This window comes from Brevibacillus sp. NSP2.1 (assembly GCF_000470975.2).
GTDB lineage: Bacteria > Bacillota > Bacilli > Brevibacillales > Brevibacillaceae > Brevibacillus > Brevibacillus agri.
Genome location: NZ_CP048274.1, coordinates 2,473,461 through 2,496,607 on the forward strand (window position 1 = coordinate 2,473,461; position 23,147 = coordinate 2,496,607).

The following is a 23,147-nucleotide window of genomic DNA, read 5'->3' on the forward strand; positions in this document are numbered from 1 at the left end:
CGCGCGAATTTGCGAGACGGCGGTTTTTGTATTGACATGAACATATGTTCTCATTTATGATAGGGATACGAACTTATAGAACGTATGTTTGTAGGGGGTCATATTATGAATGCCATGTCTATCCATAACCGTTTCGAGAAAAAGCAGCCTCGCCGCGTCCGTTTGGGCATCACGAGAGGACAAGCTATTTTGTTTTTGCTGACGTTCTCTCTCTTTTTTTACTTGCTTACCGAACTGGTGTTTGCCTCTTCTGCGCATAAAGAGACGCTAAAAGGAAAAGAAGTGACCGTTCGCTCCGGCGACAGTCTTTGGACGATTGCTGTGCGCCATCATCATTCGGAAAAGGTGGATGTGCGCGATCTGATTTTCGATATCAAAATGGCGAACAACCTCGACAGCAATCTCATTTATCCGGGGCAGACCTTGTTCATCCCGGAAACGGACTGATTCGAGCACTTGCCCGCCATCCGCTCTCTTGCCAGTTCCGACTGATATGATATAATAAAGCGGCATTACTACAGAGTGGGAGGAACCGGAACGTGGTATCTGACGCAGAAATTAAACGAATCAACGAACTGGTCAAGAAATCTCGCGAGGTTGGCTTGACTGACGAGGAGAAGCAGGAGCAAAAAGCTCTGCGCCAAAAGTACATCGATGCGGTCAAGATGTCGCTTCGAGCGAATCTGGATTCCATCCGCTATGTGGAAGATCTTGAGGAAAATCGTCCAAAACAGTAAACTTACTTGTATTGATACGGCAGACATCCTTGCTTGACGCTCGGGTGTCTTTTTGTTCCTGACGACTTCTGCCAGTTTTGCAATTGAGGAGGGGGACCAATGGCATGGGTGGCTGTAGCGGTTGGGGGAGCAGTCGGCTCGTTGCTTCGTTATGTGCTGGCGCTGGTTGCCAATCAGCCGGGCTGGCCTGTAGGCACGTGGCTGGCGAACATCATTGGCTCGTTTGCCATCGGCGTTTTGTTTGTGATCGGCAAGGAGCGGGGAGGCTTCTCGCCTGAGCTGTATCTTTTGTTTACGACAGGCATTATGGGCGGATTCACGACGTTTTCCACATTTTCGCTGGAAGTGGTTTCGTTCTGGGGAGAGGGACAATGGCTGCGCGGGCTCGTTTACGCCCTGCTCAGTATCGTGGTCGGCCTGCTCTCTTGTGCCGCGGGAATCTGGCTTGCCAGACAAATGCAATAACGACCATCACATTGATAAAAGACGAGAGGGGGGATGGGTGTGAGTACCCAACACCGCGATTACGAGGCAGAACAGAACAAGCTGGATGAGACGATTGCATTGATCGATGGGGAGATCGCTCGGCTGCGCGAAGAGATTCGGGAAGCGACCGACGATTACGTCAAGCAGGTCGTGAACGCAAGCAAGGCAAAAGACCTGCGTTATTTGGAGGATCACGGACGCGACAAGCCGTACTTTGGCCGAGTCGATTTTCTCAAGGACGAGGTTTACGAGCTTGACCAGGTGTACATCGGAAAAAGAGGGATCGTCCGCAGCGATACGTTTGATTCGATCGTCGTGGATTGGCGAGCGCCCATTGCCAGTCTCTATTATTCCGGAGAGAGCAAGGATGCGTTTTACCGGATGGGGCGCGAGATCGTGCGCGGCGAGGTGAGATTGAAGCGCAACTTCGCGATTGAGGACGGAAAAATCGTCGGGATTTACGATGGCGCTGTAAAAGAGACGATCAACCGCGAGATGGGGCACCCGGACGAGTTTTTGCAGGAAGGCTTCATCGACGAATTTTTGAACGCCAATCTGAACTTGACGAATGACAGCCGCTTAAAAGATATCGTCGCGACGATCCAGTCGGAGCAAAATGACATCATTCGCGCGGAAAAAGATCGGCCGATCGTCGTGCAAGGGGTTGCGGGCAGCGGAAAGACGACGATTGCGCTGCATCGGCTGTCGTACCTGATTTACAACTACCAGGATACGATGATGTCGAAAAAATTTATGGTGTTCGCCCCGAACCGGATGTTTCTGACGTACATATCAGAGGTGCTACCCGAGCTTGGCGTCGACGATGTTCAGCAATCGACGTTTGTAGACTGGGCGGCGCGGCTCGTGAAGCCGCTCATGCCCAAAGGCTGGCGGATCGTGAGCCCGGACAAACCGCTGCAGTTGTTTTTTGAAGAAGGGCAGGACGAGCGGGAGCAGGAAATCACCCGCCATCGGCTGCGTTTCAAAGGCTCGCTGGCGTGCCGGGAAGCCATGGAAGAGTACATACGCTACGTGATCGAGACGAGAATCCCGTTCAAAAAACTGAGTTTTCTTTACAACAAGACGAAGCAAGTGTTCTCCATCCCGGGCGAGACGATCCGGCAGTTTTTTCTGGAGCAGTTCGGGTCCTTGCCGTACCATCGGCGCGTCGATGCGCTGCGCAAGCATTTGAAGCAGGAGATGAACAAACAGCTATTTTCGCATTTGCGCGAGCGAAAAGTCGACCTCGACAAGCAAGGGCTGGCCAAGTTTGAAAAAATGCTGGAGCAAATTTTGGATACGTACCTCGTCTCCTTCCCGCGGCTGGACATTTTCGAGTCGTACCGCGAGCTGATCGCAGAGGAGGAGCTGTTGCGCAAGCTTGTCCCTGCGGACATTTCCGACGAAGTGGTCCGCGATGTGAGCCGGTCTTCTGCGGCGCTGTTTGCCCAGGAGCGGCTGGAAGCGGAGGATATCGCGCCGCTGTTGTATTTGCAGCATATCATCGAAGGGATGAACAAGGCCGGGCATTTCGACCATACCGTCGTGGATGAAGCGCAAGACTTGAGCGCGTTGGAGATTGCCGTGATTGCGCTCGCGACGAAGCGCCACTCGCTGACGATTGTCGGCGACATCGCCCAAGGCATTCACAGCTACCGCGGCATTCACGCGTGGGAGGAGCTGACCCAGGGTATTTTCGAACAGCTTCGTCCCGCCTACTACACGCTGGCGCAAAGCTATCGCTCGACAGTTGAGATCATGCTGTGCGCCAACGAAGTGCTGCGGCAGATTGAGCTGCCGGAAGCCGTCTTGGCGAAGCCCGTCTTGCGCCATGGCGAAAAGCCGGTCATGGTCGAGGCCGATTCGCGCGCCAAGCTGTGGACGGAAGTCAGCTCCCGGGTGGCCGCTCTGCAAAAGGAAGGGTTGCAAACGATCGCGATCGTCACCAAGACGATTCAGGCGAGCAAAAAGGCGCACAAGGCGCTTGCAAAGAGCATTGCCGATTTGACGCTGCTCGGCAGCAAAGACAACCAGTTTCCGGGCGGCGTAACCGTGATGCCTGCCTATTTGACAAAAGGCTTGCAGTTTGACGCGGTCATCGTGGTCGATGTGGATGCGTATCAAAGCAACGAATGGGACGCGAAGCTGCTCTACGTGGCGATGACCAGGCCGGTGCATCGCCTCGTGCTGACGAAGATGGCAGGGGAGCAGGCGCCACTGCTGGCTGAGCTTTCGCCCGAGCTGTACACGCAGGCTTGAACGTGGCAAATAGTAAAAACCCCTCTGGCTGAATAAGCAGCAGAGGGGTTTTTGCGTGTGTGGCTCAAAGCGATTAATGGTCGCCTGTGTTTCCTTTGGACGGGTTGGTGATGACGAAGCCTTCTTGCGGCAGATACAGGTAGTCGACGATGATGCCGTCCAGAAGCGGCTCGTCTTTTTTCACGACAACGTCGATTTCCTTGTCAGTGGAGACTACTTCATCCTCTTCGGTCGGTTTGTCCAGCGCCAGGCCGTAGTGTGCATGATCGCCGTGCGCGTGAGTGATATAGACACGCAGCTTCAGGTCTTTGTCTTCTTCCTGCTCCATGATCGTGGTCAGTTGCTTCGCTGCATTGCGAGTGATCTTTACCTTCATCGGTCAAGTCTCCTAACTGTATGTATGTGAGTTTCTTCTCCATCTTAGCAAAGAGGGAATTGCAGTTGCAATGTGGAAAGTGTTCTGGAACATAGAGTTGCTAGACGAACATGCGGAAGGGGACGCTTTTATGAAAATGGATTTGCGCAGCGATACCGTCACGAAACCGACTGAAACGATGCTTCGCGCGATGGCGGAAGCCGAAGTGGGCGATGATGTTTATCGCGAAGACCCGACGGTAAACCGACTGGAGCAGCTTGCAGCGGAACGGCTCGGGAAGGAGGCGGCCTTGTTTGTCACCAGCGGCACACAAGGCAACCAGGTCGCTGTGCTGACCCACTGTGTCAATGGTGACGAGGTGATCGCGGAAGCGGAATCGCATATTTTTTATTACGAAGGGGGAGCGATGTCGGCTCTGGCTGGCGTGCAAACCCGGACACTCGCGGGAGAGCGCGGTGCCTTGCGCCCGGAAGACGTGGAAAAAGCGATCCGCGGCAACAACATTCATTTTCCGCGAACGAAATTGATTTGCCTGGAAAATACGCATAACCGGGCTGGAGGCGCGGTGGTCACTGTCGAGCAGATGAAGGGCGTCTATGACGTGGCGCAAAAGCACGGGATTCCGGTTCATCTAGACGGGGCGAGGCTGTTCAATGCGGCGGTCGCCCAAGGAGTCGACGTTTGCGAACTGAGCCAATACACGGATACCGTTCAAGTTTGCCTGTCCAAAGGGCTGAGTGCGCCCGTAGGCTCCATTTTGGCTGGGGACCGCGCTTTTATCGAAGAAGCGAGATGGTGGCGAAAAAAGCTCGGCGGAGGCTTGCGCCAAGCGGGCTATTTGGCTGCGCCGGGAATCATCGCCTTGACCGAGATGGTCGAGCGGCTGCGTGAAGATCACGAGCGGGCACAGCAGTTGGCCGCAGGCTTTCGCAAGCTGTCCCTGACTGTCGAGCCTGTCGAGACGAATATCGTGCTGGTCAGGACCGATTCGATCCAGGAGACAGCGGTTGACTTTTTGCAGCGGCTCGCAGACAGAGGGGTGTTGGCGGTCGACTTCGACGAATACGTGATCCGCTTTACGACGCACCGTCATATCGACGAGCAAAGCGTCGCCAAAGTGCTGGAAGTCGTAGAGAAGCTGCTGGGAGCAGCGAAGTGTTCCGGGTAACGATACAGGCTGTTTGAGCGAGAGCGAAAAGCCAGTCCAGCACCAGACAAGGGGCGGACTGGCTTGTTGCTTGGGAAGCGCTGAAGAAATAGAATGAATTTTTTGACAATATGTATAAAAATCTTTCGCCGCTAGCACATGATTTTCTACCAACTCGTCCGATTCCTTTTTTGCGGTGATGCGATAGCATGGTGGAGAGCAAAAGACTGTCAATCAGTCATCTTCGCGAACTCGACACAGACGAGGAGGACGCGAGAGTTGAAGAAACGAACAGGCGCGCTATTGATTGGGTTTCTGATTTTTCAATTCGTTGCAGGCTGTAGTTCGTCCCAGCCGTCGGCAACTGACAACCAGGGCACAGAAACAACGAAATCCGAGCAAGCCAAAACGCAAGAGATGGTCTTGAACTGGAATGCGGAAGGGGGAGAACGCCGACGGCAGACCCGGGCCTGGCATCAGACGGGACTTCCTTTGACGTGATTACGGCCTGTTTTGAAGGGCTGACGCGCTACGGGCCTGACGGAAAGATTGCGGGAGCGCTGGCCGAGAACTACTCCGTTTCCCCCGATATGCTGACGTACACGTTTCAATTGAAAAAAGACGCCCTCTGGTCCAACGGTGATCCCGTCACCGCGCACGATTTTGAATTTGCCTGGAAGCGCAATCTCGACCCGCAAACAGGCTCGGAGTACGCCTACATGCTTTATTTCATCAAAGGAGCGGAAGAATTTAACACGGGAAAAGGAAGCAAGGATGCCGTCGCGGTCAAAGCGCTCGATGACCACATGCTGGAAGTGCAGCTCAATTCGCCCGCGCCGTTTTTTTTCGAGCTGACCGCTTTCCCGACGCTGTTCCCGCTGCACCAAAAAACGGTCGAGTCCAATCCGGGCTGGGCGGCTTCTCCCGAGAACTACATCGGAAACGGCCCGTTCAAGATGGATGTTTGGGAGCATAAAAACAAGCTGGTGCTGGTCAAAAACGACAAGTACCATGACAAAGACGCGGTGAAGCTGGACAAGATCGTCTGGAGCATGATTACCGACACCAACACGTTGCAAGCGCTGTTTGATTCCGGCGATCTCGATTGGGGCGGCCACCCTGCCTATACGCTGCCTGTCGATTTGCTGCAAAGCTTGCAGGATGAGGGCAAAATTGTGCTCGACCCGTATCCGAATACCGTAGCGGTTACGTTTAATACGACCCAGCCGCCGTTTACGAACAAAAAAATTCGCCAGGCGTTTTCCTACGCGATTGAGCGCCAGCCGTTGGTCGACGGAATTGTCCTGCCGGGTGTTCCCGCTGCCTACGCCTGGGTGCCGCCCTCGATGAAGCTCAGCAGCAACGATTACTTCAAGGAAGATGCCGCCAAGGCGACGGAGCTGCTCGCAAGAAGGCTTGAAAGAGCGAAAAATAAATCCAGAAAGCCCCCGTCTGTCCAAGAGCGGCTCTTGCGGCATGGCGGGGGTTTTTCTCCGTCGTTCGCGTGTATTTCCCTTCTTCCAAAGAAATACTATAGCCATTGACTCTTGAGGGAAAAGAGGGATGAACATGATATCGGCCAAAGAGCGTGAGCGGCTGCAAAACCAGATGAAGCGCGACGAGAGCAAGATCGTCAACATCGTTCTCCAAAATGCGCAGCAGGTAGCAGGAGAAATTGAAAAAGCCACCCACCAGGGCATTTACATGGTAGATGGCCGTTATTACGGATACGAAGAGATCAAGGAAATCAACGGCTCGCTCTAGCCGAAAACGGACACGTCGCCAAGCCAGCCGAGTCTGGAAGCGGCTACAGGCGCGGCGGCGGGAAAAAGTGGCGAAGGGCATCCGGCAGCTCCTTTTGCCACAGGCCCCAGACGTGATTGCCCGGCTTTTCGGCATAGGACAGGTTGGCCTGTTTGGCCGTGAGCAGCTTTTTCGCTTCCCGGTTCCATTCGACGAAGTCAAACGTTCCGATATGCGTCTCCACGGCGGTTTCGTCCAGTCCCACGACCATCCAGATGCGCAGCCAGGACAGGCTCTCGCGGCTTTGGATGGCGTCGAGCGTCGGCTGGAAAAAGGCTCCCGACAGCGCAAGCACCTGCGAAAACAGCTCAGGCTGGTCCAGGGCGAGATGCAGCGCCACAGTGCCTCCGAGCGAATCGCCTGCAAGCACGCGGGACGCTTTGTCGCGCCTAACGGGATAGCGCTCCTCGATGTACGGCAGCAGCTCTTCGCAAAAAAAGCGTTTGTACTCTTCGTTTCTTGCGCCGACGGGGGAGTATTCGCTCGTCCGCTTGCTGCGGTCTACCGAGACGCCGACGACGAGGAACGGCTCGATGCCTTCCTCCAAAATGAGCTGGTTGGCGATGGTAGCGATTCGTCCCATCGTAAAAAAGTCATTCCCGTCCTGGCAGTAGACGACAGGATAGGACAGAAGCTCGTTGTAGCCCGGCGGGAGGTACACTTTGACCGAGCGGGGAGTGTCCACATGAATGCTTGGCACTTCTTCTTTTATGATCGTTCGTTTTACATATTCAGACATCGATTTACACTCCTGTTTGCTCAAATGTAAAACTAAGCCTTGAAAAAAACTGATACAGCTTTTATAGTAAATGATAACAGAGAGGAAATAAACCCTGTAATATCAATACTATAACACATTAAACAGACAATTTGTCTGCAGTATAACAGGGTGGTGCAAACGGCGCTGTAAGCCCTTTCTTGCACGAGACAACTTTTCTTCTGCTTTTTCCATTATTGGGGACACTTCCGACATCGTTCGCACTCGCCGCCATTGATTGAGCATCTGCTCGGTGAAACGCGGCAGGGCGCACGGCAGGCAGGAAGCCCCTTATTCTAGTGACGAGGTGAATGAGATGAGCGTAACCACTGCTGTTGAACAAACAGAGAACAACGCCCCGCTGCAAATTCTTGCACCGGACGGTACGGTTGTTCGTCCTGACTTGATGCCTGAGCTCTCTGATGATGAGTTGCGTGAACTGATGCGTAGAATGGTCTTTACCCGCGTGTGGGACCAACGCGCTATCAGCCTGAACCGTCAAGGTCGTCTCGGCTTTTACGCGCCTGTAGCGGGTCAAGAAGCAAGCATGATCGGCTCCGAGGCAGCGCTTTCCAAAGAAGACTTCATCCTGCCAAGCTACCGCGACATTCCGCAAATGGTATGGCACGGTTTCCCTATGCACAAAGCGTTCCTCTACTCCCGCGGACACATCGAGGGTGGACGGATTCCGGAAGGCGTCAACGTACTGATGCCACAAATCATCATCGCTGCGCAATGTACGCAAGCGACAGGTGTGGCGATGGGCTACAAGCTGCGCGGCGAAAAGCGCGTGGCGATCAACTACTTCGGTGACGGGGCAACCTCCCAAGGTGACTTCTACGAGGGCATGAACTACGCAGGCGTTTACAAGCTGCCTGTCATCTTCTTCTCGCAAAACAACGGTTACGCGATCTCCCTGCCGTTCGAAAAGCAAACGGCTTCTGAAAACATCGCCGTAAAAGCAGTGGCTGCCGGTATCGCCAGCGAGCGTATCGACGGTATGGACATCCTCGCTGTTTACTACGCGGTGAAAAAAGCGAGAGAACGCGGCGTGAACGGCGAAGGCGCGACACTGATCGAAGCGCTGACCTACCGCTATGGTCCACACACCATGGCAGGTGACGACCCAACCCGCTACCGCTCTGGCGAAGAGCAAAGCGAGTGGGAACTGCGCGATCCATTGATCCGCTTCCGCAAATTCCTCGAAGGCAAAGGCCTCTGGAGCGAAAAAGACGAGGAAGCTGTCATTGAAGAAGCAAAAGCAGCAGTTGCGGACGCGATCAAAAAAGCGGACGAAACGCCGAAAATGAAAGTGACCGAACTGATCGATGTAATGTTTGAGACACTGCCGCCTGCACTCGAAGAGCAAAAGGCAGAATTCCTGGCGAAGGAGTCGAAATAAGCCATGGCACAAATGACAATGGTTCAAGCCATTACGGATGCAATGCGCGTAGAGTTGAAGCGCGATGAAACCGTACTTGTCTTCGGGGAAGACGTAGGGAAAAACGGCGGGGTATTCCGTGCGACAGAAGGTTTGCAAGCTGAATTTGGCGAGCAGCGCGTATTCGATACGCCGCTCGCTGAGTCCGGAATCGGTGGACTGGCTGTAGGCTTGTCCATCAACGGCTTCCGTCCTGTAGCGGAAATTCAGTTCTTTGGCTTCGTTTTTGAAACATTCGACGCGATCGCTTCCCAGGCGACTCGTATGCGCTACCGTTCCGGCGGTCGCTTTTCCAGCCCGGTAACGTTCCGCTCCCCATTTGGTGGCGGCGTGAAAACACCTGAGCTGCACGCTGACTCCCTGGAAGGCTTGATGCTGCAAACGCCGGGTCTGAAAGTGGTTATCCCTTCCAACCCGTACGATGCAAAAGGTCTGCTGATCTCCGCGATTCGCGACAACGATCCGGTCGTGTTCCTGGAGCACATGAAGCTGTACCGTTCCTTCCGTCAAGAAGTGCCAGAAGGCGAGTACACCATCCCGCTGGGTAAAGCGAACGTAGTAAAAGAAGGCAGCGATGTTACCATCATCACCTATGGTGCTATGGTGCATACCAGCCTGAAAGCCGCAGAAGAAATCGAAAAAGCGCGCGGCGCGAAGGTAGAAGTCATCGACCTGCGCACCATCAGCCCGCTCGATATCGACACCATCGTCGCATCCGTGAAGAAAACAAACCGTGCGATTGTCGTGCAGGAAGCGCAAAAAACTTCCGGTGTTGCTGCGGAAATCATCGCGCAAATCAACGAGCGCGCCATTCTCCACCTCGAAGCGCCTGTGCTGCGTATCACTGCGCCGGATACAGTCTATCCGTTTGCACAAGCAGAGGATATCTGGCTGCCTGACGTGAAACGCGTGGTAGACGGACTCACGCAAGTGCTCGATTTTTAATCGGAAACAGACATAATGGCGGAAAAGTTGAGAGCTTTCCGCCTTCTTTCCGAAATTTGCAGGCTGTTCATTGAAGCGTAGTGTTTAAAAGGAGGAGATACTGTGAGTCGTTTTACATTCAGACTCCCGGAGCTCGGCGAGGGTATCCATGAAGGCGAAATCGTCAAATGGCACGTACAGCCCGGAGATTCCGTAGAAGAAGACCAAGTCATTATGGAAGTGCAAAATGACAAGGCGGTAGTAGAAGTTCCATCGCCTGTAAAAGGAAAAGTTGTCGAGCTGAAAGTGACAGAAGGGACTGTTTCTGTCGTCGGCGATCCTTTGATCGAGTTCGAAGTAGAAGGCGAAATTCCAAACCTGCCAGACCACGGTCACGGTGATGCGCATGCGGCTGAAGCTGCACCAGCTCCTGCTGCTGACAAAATGGAGCCGGGCTGCGACATCGGCTCCCAGGTGAGCGCAAATGCAAACCAGGCGCTGGAAACGCCAATGGCGCCGCAAGCGACAGCGACAGCGGTTGCCGCTCCAATCGACCGCAAGCACGTGTTGGCTACTCCTTCCGTGCGCAAATACGCGCGTGAAAAAGGCGTGCAGTTGACACTGGTACCTGGTACGGGCAAGCTCGGCCGCATCACCCGCGAAGACGTAGACCGCTTCGTAGCGGGCGGCGCTGTCGCATCCGCTCCTGCCGCACAAGCAGTAGAAACGGCTGCTCCAGCAGCAGTCGAAGCTCCGGCAGCGGCTCCAACTGGTGTTGCCCAAGCAGCATCTGCGCCAACCGTTCACTACAGCGCACAAGCTGGCGAACTGGAAGAGCGCGTTCCGCTGAAAGGCATCCGCAAAGCGATTGCCAAAGCAATGGTGAAATCCGCTTACACAGCGCCACACGTAACGATCTTCGACGAAGTGGACGTAACCGCACTGGTTGCGATGCGCAAAGATGCGAAACCACTCGCAGAAGAGCGCGGCGTGAAGCTGACTTACCTGCCAATGATCGTGAAAGCAGTCGTAGCGGGTCTGAAAAAGTTCCCAGAGCTGAATGCTTCCATTGACGATGAAAAACAAGAAATCATCTACAAAAAATATTACAACATCGGTATCGCGACTTCGACAGAAGACGGCCTGCTCGTTCCTGTCGTCAAAGCGGCTGACAGCAAGTCGATTTTCCAAATCGCTGGCGAAATCAGCGAGCTGGCGAAAAAATCCCGCGAGCGCAAAGCGAGTGCTGACGAGCTGAAAGGCTCTACCTTCAGCATCACCAACATCGGTTCCGCTGGCGGCATGTTCTTCACGCCGATCATCAACTACCCAGAGGTTGCAATCCTCGGCGTTGGTCGCATCAGCGAAAAACCAGTGGTGAAAAACGGCGAAATCGTGGTTGGCCAAATGCTGCATCTGTCCTTGAGCTTTGACCACCGCTTGGTTGATGGCGAACCTGCGCAGCGTTTCGTCAACTACGTGAAGCAGCTTCTGGAAAACCCGACGCTGCTCGTCATGGAGGGATAAGAGACAATGGTAGTAGGTGAATTTACGACAGAAGTAGACGTGCTCGTCATCGGTGCGGGCCCAGGCGGATATGTGGCGGCGATTCGCGCCGCCCAACTGGGGAAAACCGTAGCGGTTGTGGAAAAAGCAGAGCTGGGCGGCGTGTGCCTGAACGTAGGTTGCATTCCTTCCAAAGCGATGATCCATGCGGCACACACGTATGAGCACGCTCAACATACCGAATCCATGGGGATCACCATGGAAAACGTCAAAGTGGATTTTGCCAAAGTCCAGGAATGGAAAAGCGGCATCGTGAAGCAGTTGACAGGCGGCGTTGGCTCCCTGTTTAAAGGCAACAAAATCCAGGTAATCCCAGGTGAAGCGCTGTTCGTCAGCGAAAACGAAGTGCGCGTCTTCCACGGTTATGACGTGAACCGCTATCGCTTCGAGCATTGCATCATCGCGACCGGGTCCCGCCCGATCGAGCTGCCTGCCTTCCCGTTCGGCAAGCGCGTGCTGTCCTCGACAGAAGCTCTGTCCTTGACCGAGCTGCCGAAGAGCATGGTCGTGATCGGCGGCGGCTACATCGGCATCGAGCTGGGTACGGTGTTTGCGAAATTCGGTACCAAAGTGACGATTCTCGAAGGCTCCGATCAAATTTTGCCTGGCTTTGAGCCAGACATGCCGCGTCTCGTGGAGCGCAAGCTGAAAAAGCTCGGCGTGACCATCCATACCAAAGCGCTGGCGCAAGGCATGGAAGAGACCGAAAACGGCGTGATCGTGAAAGCCGAAGTCAAAGGCGAAGCGCAACAAATCGAGGCAGAATACGTGCTCGTCACCGTTGGCCGCCGTCCGAACACCGATGAGCTGGGCGTTCGCGATATCGGCATGAACTTGACCGATCGTGGCCTGATCGTCGTTGACAAGCAAGGCCGCACGAACATTCCTAACGTGTACGCGATCGGGGATATCGTGCCAGGTCCTGCGCTCGCCCACAAAGCTTCCTACGAAGGAAAAGTGGCTGCCGAAGCCATTGCCGGACATCCGGCTGAGGTGGACTACAAAGCGATTCCTGCGGTTGTCTTCTGCGATCCGGAAATCGCAAGCGTGGGTATCAACGAACGAGAAGCAAAAGAAAAAGGCATCGATTATGTGGTGGGACGCTTCCCGTTTGCTGCAAACGGCCGCGCTCTGTCTGTCAACGCAGGCGAGGGCTACGTGAAGCTGATTGCGGAAAAAGGCTCCTACCTCGTCCTTGGCGCGCAAATCGTAGGTCCGGAAGCTTCCAACATCATCGCGGAAATCGGCCTGGCGATCGAAATGGGCGCTACGCTTGAGGATATCGAGCTGACCATCCACGCTCACCCGACACTCGGGGAAGTGACGATGGAAGCGGCTGAGCTGGCGCTGGGTCGTCCGATCCACGTGATGAAATAACAGCGGCACCTGCGAAAAAAGCCTTGTTCCTATACGGATACAAGGCTTTTTTCTTCCACATCTTACCCTTTCCACCTGTTCTTATATAATGTAAAATAGTGGGAGACTGACGTGGGTGGAGGCTTGGCAGCATGGAAACTACGAGTAAGATGATTGATGACTTGCGCCAAAAGCTGGAACGTGCAGCCAAAGAAGCAGGCTACAATTTTCTTGACCCAGAAATCGTGAAAATAAGTCAGCAACTGGATAAATTGATCGTTGCGCATATGTTGCATGAAAAACGCCCTTCTTAAAGGGCGTTTTTAGTGGAAAAGCTCAGGAGAAGGAGTACAGCAGGTGAGCGTTCGTTCCCTTTTTGCTGAGACAAGGCTCCTGGGCATAATAATAGCTGGGATACAGGATTAACTGCTGCGCATGGTCGTCTGGGCCATGGCTCGGATATGTCAGGTGGCAAGTCTCTTCATCCAGGGAGAAGGCGGGAGAGAGCGACTGTAGGTAGGAAAGCAGGGCAGGAACGCTTTGCACGGCATAGTAAATGCGCTCCGCCTCTTTCACAAACTGCGGCGCGATGCTCTCCCAGTTCTCTTCAAAAAACAGTTGCCAGTAAGACGAGACGAACAGGCTGAAACGGCCTTTTACATAATCAGAGTCTTCCTTTATGTCCAAATACACTTGCGGAATCTCGTGCTGCTGCATCCATTGGTCGAGCATCGGAGTCACACTGCGGACAAATTGCTCGGTCGGCAGCGACACGAAGTATTCGTATTGATCGTCCACTCCCATCACGCCTTTTGTCTGGACGGGATCGAAGGAGTCGGGGAGACCATAGCGGAAGAGCGGGAGCAAATACTGCCATTCTTGCTTGAGGCGAGCGGATTCAAATTGCTCCAGCTTGTCCTCTGACCATGAAAAGAAGCGTTCAGGGGGAGTCGGCTGGGCGAGAGTGTGCAGGCTGGCTGCCAGCTCGTACAAAGGAGAGACGCTGTAGCTGATCGCGTTCGAAAGCGGGCCGTTGCCCGGAAGTGGAATGGTAATCATATTGGGCTAAACCTCCATTATGGATACTGCATCCATCATAGAGCATCCCTGTGGGACAATTCAATCATTTTGTTGTAAGAAAAAGGAAAACCCGAACGGACTGATTCCGCTCGGGCCTTTTAGCCAACAGCTTACCCTTCCCGCGTTTTGATGGAGCGGGAATGATTTTTTTGCTTGACTTTTTTGGAGCCAGCCAGCGGTTCGCCGGTCTGCTCCTGTGGCTTTGCCGCATTGTTGTATGTTTGGTGCGGATTTTCGTCGAGAATATGATCCTTTTCCATCAAATCATCTCCTTCTTTTCGTAGTTTGTCGCAATCCGATGGTGACGAACCATAGGAATTGCTGGTATTCTATAAGGAAGCGTGTCTGCGATTAGTAGGAATTGATATGTTGTCAAAAGAGCAGAAAGGCACGATACTGTTTATGTAGCGTCCGTTTGATTATGTAAACAAGAACCGCGCTTTTTTACGGATCTGAAAGGAGCAGCCAATGCCACTGTTGATTGCGCCCGTGTTTAATTCGATGACGACACAGCCCATTCGGATCGAGCTGCCTAATGCGTATTACTTGATCTCGGGGGCTGAGCGGCCGTACGAGATAGCTTCGCGTTATTTGCGAAACGAGATGGACGAGAACAAGCGCATTTTCGATTCGCGGGTCAACCGCAACAGCCTGTTTTTGGTTGCGGAGCACGCGGAGATGAAAGTGACGGATGACCGTCCATGGATCGAAGAGATCGAAAACAAGCTGAATTTGTCCGCCATAGATGGGACATGCTCGATTCCGTACGTCCTGACGATCAATGGCAACATGTGCGGGATCACGTACTTGAAGCGCTCCCTCGACGGAAGCAAATTCGAGTTTGACGAGGCGACCCAAAACGTGTTCGAGCGACTGATAAATCATCAACTGCCGTCGCTTGCTTTTCGCCGTTATTCCCTGTCGCTGGAGAAAAAAAGCAACGAAGACCAACTGCTCGATTTGTGGATTGCTCTGGAGTCGCTGTTTGCTCCCGACGGAAAAAAGGGCGAAATCACCTATAAATTGCGGGTGCGAATGGCGTATTATTTTGGAGAGTCGTACGCGCAGCGGCAAAAAATTGCCCAGTTTGTAAAAAAATCGTACAATCATCGTTCAGAGATCGTGCACAGCGGAAAAATGTTCGGCAACAAGCTGACAGATGAAGTCAATACGCTGCGGTTGATGGCGAGAGCGACGATTCTGAATACGGCGATGCACGGCATCAGCCTGCAGGATATGCGCGTGAGATTGGACGAGTTGATATTGACAGGCGAAACCTATGCACAACGGTATGCGCCGTCTTATTTTGAAAGTATTATTTTGTAGACCTCACAGAGGAAACAGGAGGAAGCGTTTGCATGAGTGTTTTGATTGTGGAAGATTTGTCCCATGGCTTTGGGGATCGCATTTTGTTTCGGGACGTGTCCTTTCGCCTGCAACCGAACGACCGCGTAGGTCTTGTGGGGGCTAACGGAACAGGCAAATCTACGATGATGAGCATTTTGACCGGACAAAACATCCCGGACAAAGGCCGCATCGAATGGATGCCGAAAATCCAGTACGGCTACCTCGACCAGCACACGAAGCTGCAAGCAGGGAAGACGATTCGCGACGTACTCAAGGATGCGTTCTTGCCGCTGTTGGAGCAGGAGCAGGAGCTGATGGCGATCGGCGAAAAAATGGCCGAGGCGTCGCCGGAGGAACTGGAAGAACTGCTGGAGCGCATGGGAGAAATTCAGGATAAGCTGGAGACGAGCGGGTTTTACCTGATCGACGCCAAGGTGGAGGAGATCGCCAACGCGCTTGGACTGAGCGCGATTGGGCTGGAGCGCGACGTCGCATCCTTGTCCGGCGGTCAGCGCACAAAAGTGCTTTTGGCGAAGTTGCTGCTGGAGCAGCCGACCGTCCTTTTGCTAGATGAGCCGACGAACTACCTGGACGAAGAGCATATCGTCTGGCTGAAAAACTACTTGCGGGAATATCCGTACGCCTTCATCCTGATTTCCCACGACACGGCGTTCATGAACGAAGTCGTCAACGTCATTTACCATCTGGAGTTCACGAAGCTGAACCGTTACACGGGGAACTACGAATCGTTTCTGGCGCAGTCCGAGATGAAGCGCAGCCAGCATTTTGACGCGTTTGAAAAGCAGCAGGAAGAAATTGCGCGCATGGAAGATTTTATCGCCCGCAACAAAGCGCGTGCGTCCACGACAGGCCGCGCGAAAAGCCGCCAGAAGCAGCTTGACAAAATGGAGCGGATCGACAAGCCGGAGACAGCGGCGAAGCCTTCCTTCATTTTCAAGGAAGCACGCGCGAGCAGCCGCTTTGTCATCGAAGCGGAAGACCTGGAGATCGGGTATTCGCATCCGCTGCTGCCAAAGCTGAGCGTGAAGCTGGAGCGCGGCGAAAAGGTAGCGATTGTCGGGATGAACGGCGTGGGGAAATCCACTCTGTTGAAAACGTTGCTCGGCATCATTCCGCCGCTCGGAGGCAAGCTGGAGCAAGGCGATTTCCTGCACCCGGCCTACTTTGAGCAGGAAGTCAAGCCGAAGCCGATCACCGCACTGGACGACGTCTGGAACGAGTTCCCGTCGATGAACAACCACGAGGTGCGCGGAGCGTTGGCGCGCTGCGGCCTGAAAAACGAGCATATCAACCGCAACATGAACGCCCTGTCCGGGGGCGAGCAGGCAAAGGTGCGCCTCTGTAAGCTTTTGCAGCGCGAGAGCAACTGGCTTGTCTTTGACGAGCCGACGAACCACCTGGATGTAGTCGCGAAGGAAGAATTGAAGCGGGCCTTGAAAGAATTCAAAGGCACTGTCCTGCTCGTCTGCCACGAACCTGAGTTTTACGAGGATTGGGTCACGCAGACGTGGGATGTAGAAAAATGGAGTCTAGAGCAAGCGAAAACTCCGATTAAACTGTAAAAACAAACAGGCAGCCACATTCGTGTGGACTGCCTGTTTCATTTGGCAAAAAACTACGTGGAAAGCGATCAGGTAACGGCGTTTCGCATGGTAATCATAGAAAATTGCAGGCTGCTGTCGAGCAGCGCTGCTTTTAGCGGCATCAGGGACGGGGTGATCCGCAGTTCAATGTTCGCCTGCGCGAGCCGGGCGAGCAAGTTGCCCATCGCGGTGACCTCCACAGGCTGAACGGACTTGCTGGAGACGAAGTAGCCCGCCCCTTCGTCGAGACAGGAAAACAGATCGGCAGCAAACGTGTACTGGTAAAGCACGGTCGTGGCAAGCGTACTGTACCAGCGGCTTTCTATCGCAATGACCATCCTGGCACTGCCAAGGCCGAGAAAGCGCTCCTTGTCTGCCGCAGTCGAATCCGCTTTGGCATAAAAAGCAATGCGCGGGCAGTCGCGCGGGAAGTAGTACATCGGCGCGCGTTCCGCGTCGATTGCCCAGACCGAAGGAGGCAGGCTGGGATGGCTGGGATGCGCGCGCGGGTGAAACGTCGCAATCGAAGGGTCTTCACTGTAATGAAAGACGTAGTCCATGGCAGCTCCTTTCGTCGACCGTCTGACGAGGGCTAAATCACCGCCCAGGCGTTCGGGAGGTAGCGGCCGCGGTAATACGGGCAAGACGTTTTCGTAATCGCCTCGCCGTTGTACAGCATCATCGAGCTGGAGCCGCCGTCCATCGCCATGGCGGTTACGATGCCGCGCTCTTCCAGCAATTCTGCCAGGTCGTTCATGCTCGCGCCGATTGAGTGGCCAGGCTGGCGGCCGTCGATGACGACGAAGACGATCGTGCCGTCCGCTTTTTGCCCAATCGCTGTTCGCGGCTGGATGCCCCAGCTTTTCGCAGGCTTGTCCTTGAACAAGTTTTTCCCGTTCACAATCAGTTGCGGGCGGAAGCTCATCGCATCGCGAACGCCCATTTTCACCAATTGCTCGGCCGTATAGCTGCCGGTAATCAGCTTGCCGTCGTAGGTGATGCCCAAGGCAGTTTCTCCGCTTTTTGGATTGTAGCCCTGGAGAATTTTCCCGTCGTGGATCACCACGCCGTATGCTTTGGCGCCTTTTCCGTAGCCATCCGGGTCGGCGAAGCCGCTCGCGTTGACGATGCCGATGGCGTTTGTCTTTTTGACGAACTCGTCGAGCAGATCGCCGCGGTCCTTGCGGTTGGTGACGACTAATTGTACCCGTTTCGGGTCGCTGATGTACATGATTTTTCCTTTGAAGTAGTAATTGCCTTTGGAAACGTCGATGTCTTCCACCTCGATCAATTGTTTCGGCTTTTCCGGTGGCGTTTCGACCACGGGCTGCTCCTGCGGCGATTCTTCCGGCTTGGCTGTTTCATCCGGCTCGGAGTTGATGACTTCCGGGTTGCGGATTTGTTGCTTCAAGGCGTTGAGCTTTTCTTCCGGCAAAAACGTGTACGGTGCCCAGTAGTCGTGCTGCGTCGTCAGGAGCGTCCCTGCCGCCCACTCGCGCAGCTCCTCGCCGCTTCTGGTGCCAAACAAAAAGATGATCCCGATGAGTGCAAGCGTAGTGCAAGTCAAGGCCGACACCAGTATCAGGCGCTTTACCCAGCGCCAAGGTCTTTTTCGTGTTGCGAGCTTGCGCGATCGCGCGCGTGACAAGGTTTGCATGAGTTCTCCACATCCATCTGACAATATGATTGGTTATTCCTTATAAAAGGACGAATGAATGGGTAAAAAGTTTCAGCAAAATAATAAAGGATCACCAGGGGAAAAATAGAAGCGGGAGGTGATGGCTGTGCGCGGCTATGATGAAGCTTTTCAACAGGAAGTAGAGGAGTATCGGAACAATCCCGACAAGGGCACACGCAACCAGACGACGAGTCGGGACCGTCACGACCTGGCCGAAAAGCAGGAAACCCGTAAGGACTCGAACAACGGGTAAAGCACGCCAGGCGAAGTCCGAAACACGGATTTCGCCTGTTTTTCCACATCCGGGACTTGCAGCCTGGGCAAGCGGTCATTCGTGAGCCGGGCCCTCTGTTATACACGGGCAAAGTGTGGTAAGCTTACCCAATGTACGAATATACGCCAGGAGGGTTCTTGTGAGCACCACGTTTGCTGATTTACAAATTAGCGCGCCGCTTGTTGCGATTTTGCGCGAACGAAAAATGGAGACGCCGACCCCCGTGCAAGCAGAAGCGATCCCGTTGATCGCAGCCGGGCGGGACGCCTTGATCGAATCTCCGACTGGGACAGGCAAAACATTTGCCTATTTATTGCCGCTGCTGACAAAAATGGATCTGGATAAAAAGGACGTGCAGGCGCTTGTGCTGGCGCCGACGCATGAGCTGGTCGTTCAAATTGCGAAAGAAGCCGAAAAGCTGTTGCCAGGAGCCGATCATGCGGTCGTTCCGATCATCGGCGGTGTCGATGTCAAGCGCCAGGTAGAGCGTTTGAAGAAAAAGCCGGTGCTGGTTGTCGCCACGCCAGGCCGTCTGCTGGAGCTGATCGAGCAGCGAAAGCTGAAGGTGCACGAAGTCAAAACGGTAGTCGTGGACGAAGCGGACCGAATGCTCGATGCGGGCTTCGGCAAGCCGGTCCAGGAAGTGATGAAAAAAACATTGCGCGACACTCAGCGTCTGCTGTTTTCCGCGACGATTTCCGAGCAAATTGTCGAGGCGGCCAAAGCTTTTACAAAAGACGCTGTGCTTGTGCGGGCGCAAGCACCAGAAGGCGCAGCCGGAGTCGCCCATCTGTACCTCGTCTCCGATCCGCGCAAAAAAGTGGACACGCTCAGACGCTTGCTGCGGCTCGTCAATGTTCGCTCCTCGATCGTGTTTGTCAACCAGATCGAAAAAGTGGACGAGATTGTTTCCAAACTGAACTACCATCATCTGGCCTGCCGACTGTTGCATCGCGATGCGTCCAAGGAAGAGCGGGCGCGGACGCTCCAGCAGTTCCGGGACGGCGTGTTCCCGGTATTGATTACGACAGACGTGTCCGCACGCGGCATTGACATACCGGAAGTGGAATGCATCGTGCATTACGACCCGGCACCAGACGCAGATACGTACATTCACCGCAGCGGACGCACGGGACGGATGGGACGCGCCGGGCTCGTCTTTTCGATCATCAGTCCGCAGGAGCGGTTTATCATCCAGAAGTTCGCCAAACAGACAGAGCTTGCCATCGCAGAAAAAGTGATGTCGCACGGCGCCCTGGAAGATCCGCGACCGGAGCGAAAGCCAGCAGGCAAGCCAACGGCAAAAGGCAGACCGCAAAACCGCCAGCCGGAAGCGGGCAAGCCGGTTGCCGCGAAAAGCGGCTCCTCCTCAAAACGCGTACATAAGAAGGGCGGCTTTGGAACAAAGTAGGACAAGAGGTACACATCTTGTCTGCAGGAGGTTTCCATGCGCAAAGATCGCTTGTATGAAGAGGATTTGCTGGTGAACGGCACGGTCGGCGGAGAGGTTTTGTCGAAGCAGGAGCGGCAGGTGCTTCGCCGCGAAGCAGGAGAATTGAAGGAAAAGATGGAAGCGGCCAAGCAGGAGCCGATTTCCGAGTAACCAAAAACAAAGGAAAGAGCAGAGCAGCCGACGCAAGCGGTGCCCTGCTCTTTTTTCCTAATGCTCGTCGCGGGTGAGATTGCACTGCTGCAAAGGAATCACCTTTGTCTTTTTCACGAATTTATAGCCGAGCCAGAGCAGGAGGAACATGGGCAAGCCGATGTAGGAGACGAGAATGCCGTTCCAGTCGATCGTCTCGCCTGTGAATGCGCTGTAGTTTTGCCCGACGATAATCACCGTACAGAGAATGAAGGCGAACACGGGGCCAAACGGATACGCTTTTGCCCGATACGGCAAGTCGTTCAGATCGCGGCCTTGGGCGACATACGCCTTACGGAAGCGGTAGTGGCAAATAGCGATGCCGACCCAGGCGATGAACCCGGACATGCCGCTGGCGTTGAGCAGCCACATGTACACGACGCCGTCGCCAAACAGCGACGCCAGAAAAGCGAGCATGCCAACCGCCGTAGTCGCGTACAGCGCGCGTGTCGGGATGCCTCGCGCGTTGATTTTGCGCAAAAACTTCGGGGCTTTGCCTTCCATCGCCAAAATCCACAGCATCCGCGCCGAGGCGTACATCCCGGAGTTGCCACAGGATAAAACGGACGTGAGAATTACCGCATTCATCACGGAGGCCGCGAACGCCAGCCCCGCTCTTTCATAGACGAGCGTGAAAGGGCTTACAGAAATGTTTTCCAAATCGCCGCTCATCAGGTTCGGGTCTGTGTACGGGATGAGCAGGCCGATGATTGCAATGGACAAAATGTAAAACAGCAAAATGCGCCAAAACACTTGCCGGATAGCTCGCGGCACGTTCACCCGCGGGTTTTCGCTTTCGCCAGCCGCGACACCGACCAGCTCGGTTCCCTGAAACGAGAAGCCCGCGACCATGAACACGCCGATCATCGCCATAAAGCCGCCGTGAAACGGAGCGTCGCCGACCGTGAAGTTTTTAAAGCCGACCGCTTCGCCGCCCATGATGCCGACGATCATCATCAGCCCGATCGCGATAAAGCAGATAATCGCAATCACTTTGATGAGTGCAAACCAGTATTCCCCTTCGCCGTATGCTTTGACGGAGAGGAAGTTCAGCGCGAACAAAAGTGCGAGAAACAACGCGCTCCACAGCAAGGAAGAGCTTTCCGGCAGCCAGAACTTCATGATGAGCGCGGCAGCGGAAATCTCCACGGCGATCGTCACCGCCCAGTTGTACCAGTAGTTCCAGCCGAGCGCGAAGCCAAGCGCCGGATCGACGAAGCGGGAAGCGTACGAGCTAAACGACCCGGAAACGGGCAGGAACGTAGCCATCTCGCCCAGGCTTGTCATCAAAAAGTAAATCATGATGCAGATCAAGCCGTAAGCAGCAAGCGCACCGCCTGGCCCTGCGGAGTGGATCGTCGAGCCGCTGGCGAGAAACAAGCCTGTACCGATGGAGCCGCCGATGGCAATCATCGACATGTGCCTTGCGCGCAGCCCTCTTTTCAACTCATACTGCTCTTTGTTCTCTCGTGTGTGCAGTGGAGTATGACTCAATATGATGCCCCCTTTTTTACAACGAATGAAAATTTATAATATTCAGGTTACAAATAGGATAGTTGATTTGGAGCCGATAATCTATTCGACGGGGTGTCATAAAAATGGGAGTGATTATTATCCAACATGTACAAAAATCCCCTTTTTCCTCACTGGGAATTGGCTGCTGTCCATGCACATAAAAAAGCAGAGCAGCCGTTGTCGGGACGGCGCTCTGCTTTTGCCGGGGTCATGTTTGTTGCGGGCGACTCTCGCTGCGCTCGTGGCGTTGCAAGTACAGCGCAAGCTCCTGCAGCCATTCGCGAACGCTGCCATAAGGCTCGTCCATCTGGAGCAGCTTGCGAATCATGCTGCGGATTTCTGGAGACAGCGCTAGCTCCTCCTCCCAACTGCGTTCCGGCGCGCCTTCCTCGGGAGAGTAGCCGGAATAGAGCAAAAACAGGAAAAAGTGCCCAAGCGCATACAAATCGCTGGCAGGCGCCACTTCGCGCTTCAACTGTTTTTCCGACGGATAGGCGCTGAGCGATTCGGCCATGTACGTCGGCTTGTCGCCGATGAACCGCGCCAGCCCGAAGTCGATCAAATACGGCTGTCCGTCCTGCCAGATGACGTTTGGAATGCGCACATCGCGGTGGATCAGCCCCTGGTCGTGCAGATGGGCAACGAGTTGGCCGATCTGCTGCATGTAGCGGGCGCACTCGTACTCATCCACTGTGATGCCGCGCTCGAACAGCATCTCCTCCAAAGTAGGCCCTGACAAATACGTCATCACGAGAAACGAGTCTTTGCGATACGTAAAGGCGTCCAGGCAGCGAGGAAATTGCGGATGGGACAAGGAGGACAGCACCTTGCGCTCATACGCTTGCATGGCCGCTCCCTTTGGCGTATGGCGCAGGCTGGGCTTGACCTGCTTGAGCACGACCTGTTCTCCTGTAGGCGTGTGGGTGGCGAGATAGGCGATTCCGTAGCTGCCCATCCCGAGTACGTGCTGAATGTTATAAGCGCCGATCGTCGTGCCCGGGCGATAGGGCTTGTCCAGGAAGGTGTTCGTCCACCATTCTTTTACGTGCGTCCACATAGCCGCTTCTCCTCCTGTTGTCATCTTACCACGAATGGAAAAAGCCTGACCTTTTTTCGTGCAGGTTTGCTATAATCAGGTTCGGTACATGTAGACAG

At 54.3% G+C, this 23,147-nt stretch carries 26 protein-coding genes; 18 read left to right on the forward strand and 8 right to left on the reverse strand.

What is annotated here, in order from left to right:
- Nucleotides 1-105 precede the first annotated feature (105 nt).
- The 4 genes from yneA (at nucleotide 106) to M655_RS12465 (ending at nucleotide 3,482) form a co-directional block, all read left to right on the forward strand.
- Nucleotides 106-447, forward strand: a complete 342-nt coding sequence (gene yneA / locus M655_RS12450) for a cell division suppressor protein YneA (protein ID WP_026557289.1) — start codon at nucleotides 106-108, stop codon at nucleotides 445-447.
- Nucleotides 448-539: 92 nt separating this feature from the next.
- Complete coding sequence (locus M655_RS12455) at nucleotides 540-737, forward strand: DUF896 domain-containing protein (protein ID WP_005835795.1); 198 nt, start codon at nucleotides 540-542, stop codon at nucleotides 735-737.
- A gap of 99 nt (nucleotides 738-836) precedes the next feature.
- A complete protein-coding gene (crcB, locus tag M655_RS12460; protein ID WP_005835794.1) occupies nucleotides 837-1,202 on the forward strand; it encodes a fluoride efflux transporter CrcB in 366 nt (121 codons plus the stop codon).
- A gap of 39 nt (nucleotides 1,203-1,241) precedes the next feature.
- Nucleotides 1,242-3,482: a HelD family protein gene (locus M655_RS12465; RefSeq protein WP_026557288.1), complete on the forward strand. Its 2,241-nt coding sequence runs from the start codon at nucleotides 1,242-1,244 to the stop codon at nucleotides 3,480-3,482.
- Nucleotides 3,483-3,555: 73 nt separating this feature from the next.
- Here M655_RS12465 and M655_RS12470 read toward each other — a convergent pair whose 3' ends face one another.
- On the reverse strand, nucleotides 3,556-3,858 hold the full coding sequence (locus tag M655_RS12470) for a HesB/IscA family protein (protein WP_005835790.1): 303 nt from the start codon (nucleotides 3,856-3,858) through the stop codon (nucleotides 3,556-3,558).
- A gap of 130 nt (nucleotides 3,859-3,988) precedes the next feature.
- Here M655_RS12470 and ltaE point away from each other — a divergent pair, with 130 nt between their 5' ends.
- From ltaE to M655_RS12490, 4 genes are all read left to right on the forward strand, one after another.
- Nucleotides 3,989-5,026, forward strand: coding sequence for a low-specificity L-threonine aldolase (gene ltaE, locus M655_RS12475; RefSeq protein WP_026557287.1), 1,038 nt, complete (start codon nucleotides 3,989-3,991; stop codon nucleotides 5,024-5,026).
- A gap of 258 nt (nucleotides 5,027-5,284) precedes the next feature.
- Nucleotides 5,285-5,506, forward strand: a complete 222-nt coding sequence (locus tag M655_RS12480) for a hypothetical protein (protein ID WP_005835787.1) — start codon at nucleotides 5,285-5,287, stop codon at nucleotides 5,504-5,506.
- Nucleotides 5,503-6,549, forward strand: coding sequence for a peptide ABC transporter substrate-binding protein (locus tag M655_RS12485; RefSeq protein WP_051353888.1), 1,047 nt, complete (start codon nucleotides 5,503-5,505; stop codon nucleotides 6,547-6,549). Before M655_RS12480 ends, M655_RS12485 begins: the two co-directional genes overlap by 4 nt.
- Before the next feature lie 19 nt (nucleotides 6,550-6,568).
- A complete protein-coding gene (locus tag M655_RS12490) occupies nucleotides 6,569-6,769 on the forward strand; it encodes a hypothetical protein (RefSeq protein WP_007786962.1) in 201 nt (66 codons plus the stop codon).
- Between the two features lie 43 nt (nucleotides 6,770-6,812).
- Here M655_RS12490 and M655_RS12495 read toward each other — a convergent pair whose 3' ends face one another.
- Nucleotides 6,813-7,547, reverse strand: coding sequence for an alpha/beta hydrolase (locus M655_RS12495; RefSeq protein ID WP_026557286.1), 735 nt, complete (start codon nucleotides 7,545-7,547; stop codon nucleotides 6,813-6,815).
- A 334-nt stretch (nucleotides 7,548-7,881) separates the two neighbouring features.
- On the opposite strand from M655_RS12495, the gene pdhA reads away from it, so the two are divergent.
- From pdhA to M655_RS12520, 5 genes are all read left to right on the forward strand, one after another.
- Nucleotides 7,882-8,967 carry a pyruvate dehydrogenase (acetyl-transferring) E1 component subunit alpha gene (gene pdhA, locus M655_RS12500; protein ID WP_007786964.1) on the forward strand — a complete coding sequence of 362 codons (1,086 nt, stop codon included), beginning with the start codon at nucleotides 7,882-7,884 and terminating at the stop codon, nucleotides 8,965-8,967.
- A gap of 3 nt (nucleotides 8,968-8,970) precedes the next feature.
- Entirely contained in the window at nucleotides 8,971-9,951 is a 981-nt protein-coding gene (locus M655_RS12505; RefSeq protein ID WP_005835781.1) for an alpha-ketoacid dehydrogenase subunit beta, read from the forward strand.
- 102 nt (nucleotides 9,952-10,053) lie between these two features.
- Nucleotides 10,054-11,457 (forward strand): dihydrolipoamide acetyltransferase family protein, encoded by a 1,404-nt coding sequence (locus M655_RS12510; RefSeq protein WP_005835779.1) that lies wholly within the window; start codon nucleotides 10,054-10,056, stop codon nucleotides 11,455-11,457.
- Nucleotides 11,458-11,463: 6 nt separating this feature from the next.
- Nucleotides 11,464-12,873, forward strand: coding sequence for a dihydrolipoyl dehydrogenase (gene lpdA / locus M655_RS12515; protein ID WP_026557285.1), 1,410 nt, complete (start codon nucleotides 11,464-11,466; stop codon nucleotides 12,871-12,873).
- 131 nt (nucleotides 12,874-13,004) lie between these two features.
- A complete protein-coding gene (locus M655_RS12520) occupies nucleotides 13,005-13,166 on the forward strand; it encodes an aspartyl-phosphate phosphatase Spo0E family protein (RefSeq protein ID WP_007786969.1) in 162 nt (53 codons plus the stop codon).
- A 22-nt stretch (nucleotides 13,167-13,188) separates the two neighbouring features.
- On the opposite strand, the gene M655_RS12525 is transcribed toward M655_RS12520, so the two are convergent.
- Nucleotides 13,189-13,911: a hypothetical protein gene (locus M655_RS12525; protein ID WP_005835775.1), complete on the reverse strand. Its 723-nt coding sequence runs from the start codon at nucleotides 13,909-13,911 to the stop codon at nucleotides 13,189-13,191.
- 131 nt (nucleotides 13,912-14,042) lie between these two features.
- Nucleotides 14,043-14,192, reverse strand: coding sequence for a small acid-soluble spore protein P (locus M655_RS12530; protein ID WP_005835773.1), 150 nt, complete (start codon nucleotides 14,190-14,192; stop codon nucleotides 14,043-14,045).
- A 208-nt stretch (nucleotides 14,193-14,400) separates the two neighbouring features.
- Between M655_RS12530 and M655_RS12535 the strand changes: the two genes are divergently transcribed.
- Both M655_RS12535 and M655_RS12540 read left to right on the forward strand, forming a co-directional pair.
- Complete coding sequence (locus tag M655_RS12535) at nucleotides 14,401-15,258, forward strand: HEPN domain-containing protein (RefSeq protein WP_005835771.1); 858 nt, start codon at nucleotides 14,401-14,403, stop codon at nucleotides 15,256-15,258.
- A 32-nt stretch (nucleotides 15,259-15,290) separates the two neighbouring features.
- Nucleotides 15,291-16,862 (forward strand): ABC-F family ATP-binding cassette domain-containing protein, encoded by a 1,572-nt coding sequence (locus M655_RS12540; protein ID WP_007786972.1) that lies wholly within the window; start codon nucleotides 15,291-15,293, stop codon nucleotides 16,860-16,862.
- Nucleotides 16,863-16,930: 68 nt separating this feature from the next.
- Here M655_RS12540 and M655_RS12545 read toward each other — a convergent pair whose 3' ends face one another.
- On the reverse strand, nucleotides 16,931-17,443 hold the full coding sequence (locus M655_RS12545) for a DUF6886 family protein (protein ID WP_026557284.1): 513 nt from the start codon (nucleotides 17,441-17,443) through the stop codon (nucleotides 16,931-16,933).
- 32 nt (nucleotides 17,444-17,475) lie between these two features.
- Complete coding sequence (locus M655_RS12550; protein WP_026557283.1) at nucleotides 17,476-18,540, reverse strand: phosphodiester glycosidase family protein; 1,065 nt, start codon at nucleotides 18,538-18,540, stop codon at nucleotides 17,476-17,478.
- Between the two features lie 127 nt (nucleotides 18,541-18,667).
- On the opposite strand from M655_RS12550, the gene M655_RS12555 reads away from it, so the two are divergent.
- The 3 genes from M655_RS12555 to M655_RS12565 all read left to right on the forward strand — a co-directional run bounded on the left by M655_RS12555 (nucleotide 18,668) and on the right by M655_RS12565 (nucleotide 20,438).
- Nucleotides 18,668-18,814: a hypothetical protein gene (locus M655_RS12555; RefSeq protein ID WP_165328990.1), complete on the forward strand. Its 147-nt coding sequence runs from the start codon at nucleotides 18,668-18,670 to the stop codon at nucleotides 18,812-18,814.
- A 160-nt stretch (nucleotides 18,815-18,974) separates the two neighbouring features.
- Nucleotides 18,975-20,246, forward strand: coding sequence for a DEAD/DEAH box helicase (locus M655_RS12560; RefSeq protein ID WP_005835763.1), 1,272 nt, complete (start codon nucleotides 18,975-18,977; stop codon nucleotides 20,244-20,246).
- Between the two features lie 36 nt (nucleotides 20,247-20,282).
- Nucleotides 20,283-20,438, forward strand: coding sequence for a hypothetical protein (locus M655_RS12565; protein WP_005835761.1), 156 nt, complete (start codon nucleotides 20,283-20,285; stop codon nucleotides 20,436-20,438).
- Nucleotides 20,439-20,495: 57 nt separating this feature from the next.
- Here the strand turns inward: M655_RS12565 and M655_RS12570 are convergent, their stop codons facing one another.
- Together M655_RS12570 and M655_RS12575 are read right to left on the reverse strand one after the other, a co-directional pair.
- The gene (locus M655_RS12570; protein WP_051353887.1) at nucleotides 20,496-21,896 is read right to left on the reverse strand and encodes an amino acid permease; all 1,401 of its coding nucleotides are present in this window, start codon (nucleotides 21,894-21,896) and stop codon (nucleotides 20,496-20,498) included.
- A gap of 304 nt (nucleotides 21,897-22,200) precedes the next feature.
- Nucleotides 22,201-23,049 (reverse strand): serine/threonine protein kinase, encoded by an 849-nt coding sequence (locus M655_RS12575; protein ID WP_025845981.1) that lies wholly within the window; start codon nucleotides 23,047-23,049, stop codon nucleotides 22,201-22,203.
- Nucleotides 23,050-23,147 lie beyond the last annotated feature (98 nt).

What these genes read in the sequence shown, in the direction of transcription:
- yneA (WP_026557289.1), top strand. Translation starts at nt 106, where the DNA reads ATGAATGCCATGTCTATCCATAACCGTTTCGAGAAAAAGCAGCCTCGC.
- crcB (WP_005835794.1), top strand. Translation starts at nt 837, where the DNA reads ATGGCATGGGTGGCTGTAGCGGTTGGGGGAGCAGTCGGCTCGTTGCTT.
- M655_RS12470 (WP_005835790.1), bottom strand. Translation starts at nt 3,858, where the DNA reads ATGAAGGTAAAGATCACTCGCAATGCAGCGAAGCAACTGACCACGATC.
- ltaE (WP_026557287.1), top strand. Translation starts at nt 3,989, where the DNA reads ATGAAAATGGATTTGCGCAGCGATACCGTCACGAAACCGACTGAAACG.
- M655_RS12490 (WP_007786962.1), top strand. Translation starts at nt 6,569, where the DNA reads ATGAACATGATATCGGCCAAAGAGCGTGAGCGGCTGCAAAACCAGATG.
- M655_RS12495 (WP_026557286.1), bottom strand. Translation starts at nt 7,547, where the DNA reads ATGTCTGAATATGTAAAACGAACGATCATAAAAGAAGAAGTGCCAAGC.
- pdhA (WP_007786964.1), top strand. Translation starts at nt 7,882, where the DNA reads ATGAGCGTAACCACTGCTGTTGAACAAACAGAGAACAACGCCCCGCTG.
- M655_RS12505 (WP_005835781.1), top strand. Translation starts at nt 8,971, where the DNA reads ATGGCACAAATGACAATGGTTCAAGCCATTACGGATGCAATGCGCGTA.
- lpdA (WP_026557285.1), top strand. Translation starts at nt 11,464, where the DNA reads ATGGTAGTAGGTGAATTTACGACAGAAGTAGACGTGCTCGTCATCGGT.
- M655_RS12520 (WP_007786969.1), top strand. Translation starts at nt 13,005, where the DNA reads ATGGAAACTACGAGTAAGATGATTGATGACTTGCGCCAAAAGCTGGAA.
- M655_RS12525 (WP_005835775.1), bottom strand. Translation starts at nt 13,911, where the DNA reads ATGATTACCATTCCACTTCCGGGCAACGGCCCGCTTTCGAACGCGATC.
- M655_RS12530 (WP_005835773.1), bottom strand. Translation starts at nt 14,192, where the DNA reads ATGGAAAAGGATCATATTCTCGACGAAAATCCGCACCAAACATACAAC.
- M655_RS12535 (WP_005835771.1), top strand. Translation starts at nt 14,401, where the DNA reads ATGCCACTGTTGATTGCGCCCGTGTTTAATTCGATGACGACACAGCCC.
- M655_RS12540 (WP_007786972.1), top strand. Translation starts at nt 15,291, where the DNA reads ATGAGTGTTTTGATTGTGGAAGATTTGTCCCATGGCTTTGGGGATCGC.
- M655_RS12545 (WP_026557284.1), bottom strand. Translation starts at nt 17,443, where the DNA reads ATGGACTACGTCTTTCATTACAGTGAAGACCCTTCGATTGCGACGTTT.
- M655_RS12550 (WP_026557283.1), bottom strand. Translation starts at nt 18,540, where the DNA reads ATGCAAACCTTGTCACGCGCGCGATCGCGCAAGCTCGCAACACGAAAA.
- M655_RS12565 (WP_005835761.1), top strand. Translation starts at nt 20,283, where the DNA reads ATGCGCAAAGATCGCTTGTATGAAGAGGATTTGCTGGTGAACGGCACG.
- M655_RS12570 (WP_051353887.1), bottom strand. Translation starts at nt 21,896, where the DNA reads ATGTCGATGATTGCCATCGGCGGCTCCATCGGTACAGGCTTGTTTCTC.
- M655_RS12575 (WP_025845981.1), bottom strand. Translation starts at nt 23,049, where the DNA reads ATGTGGACGCACGTAAAAGAATGGTGGACGAACACCTTCCTGGACAAG.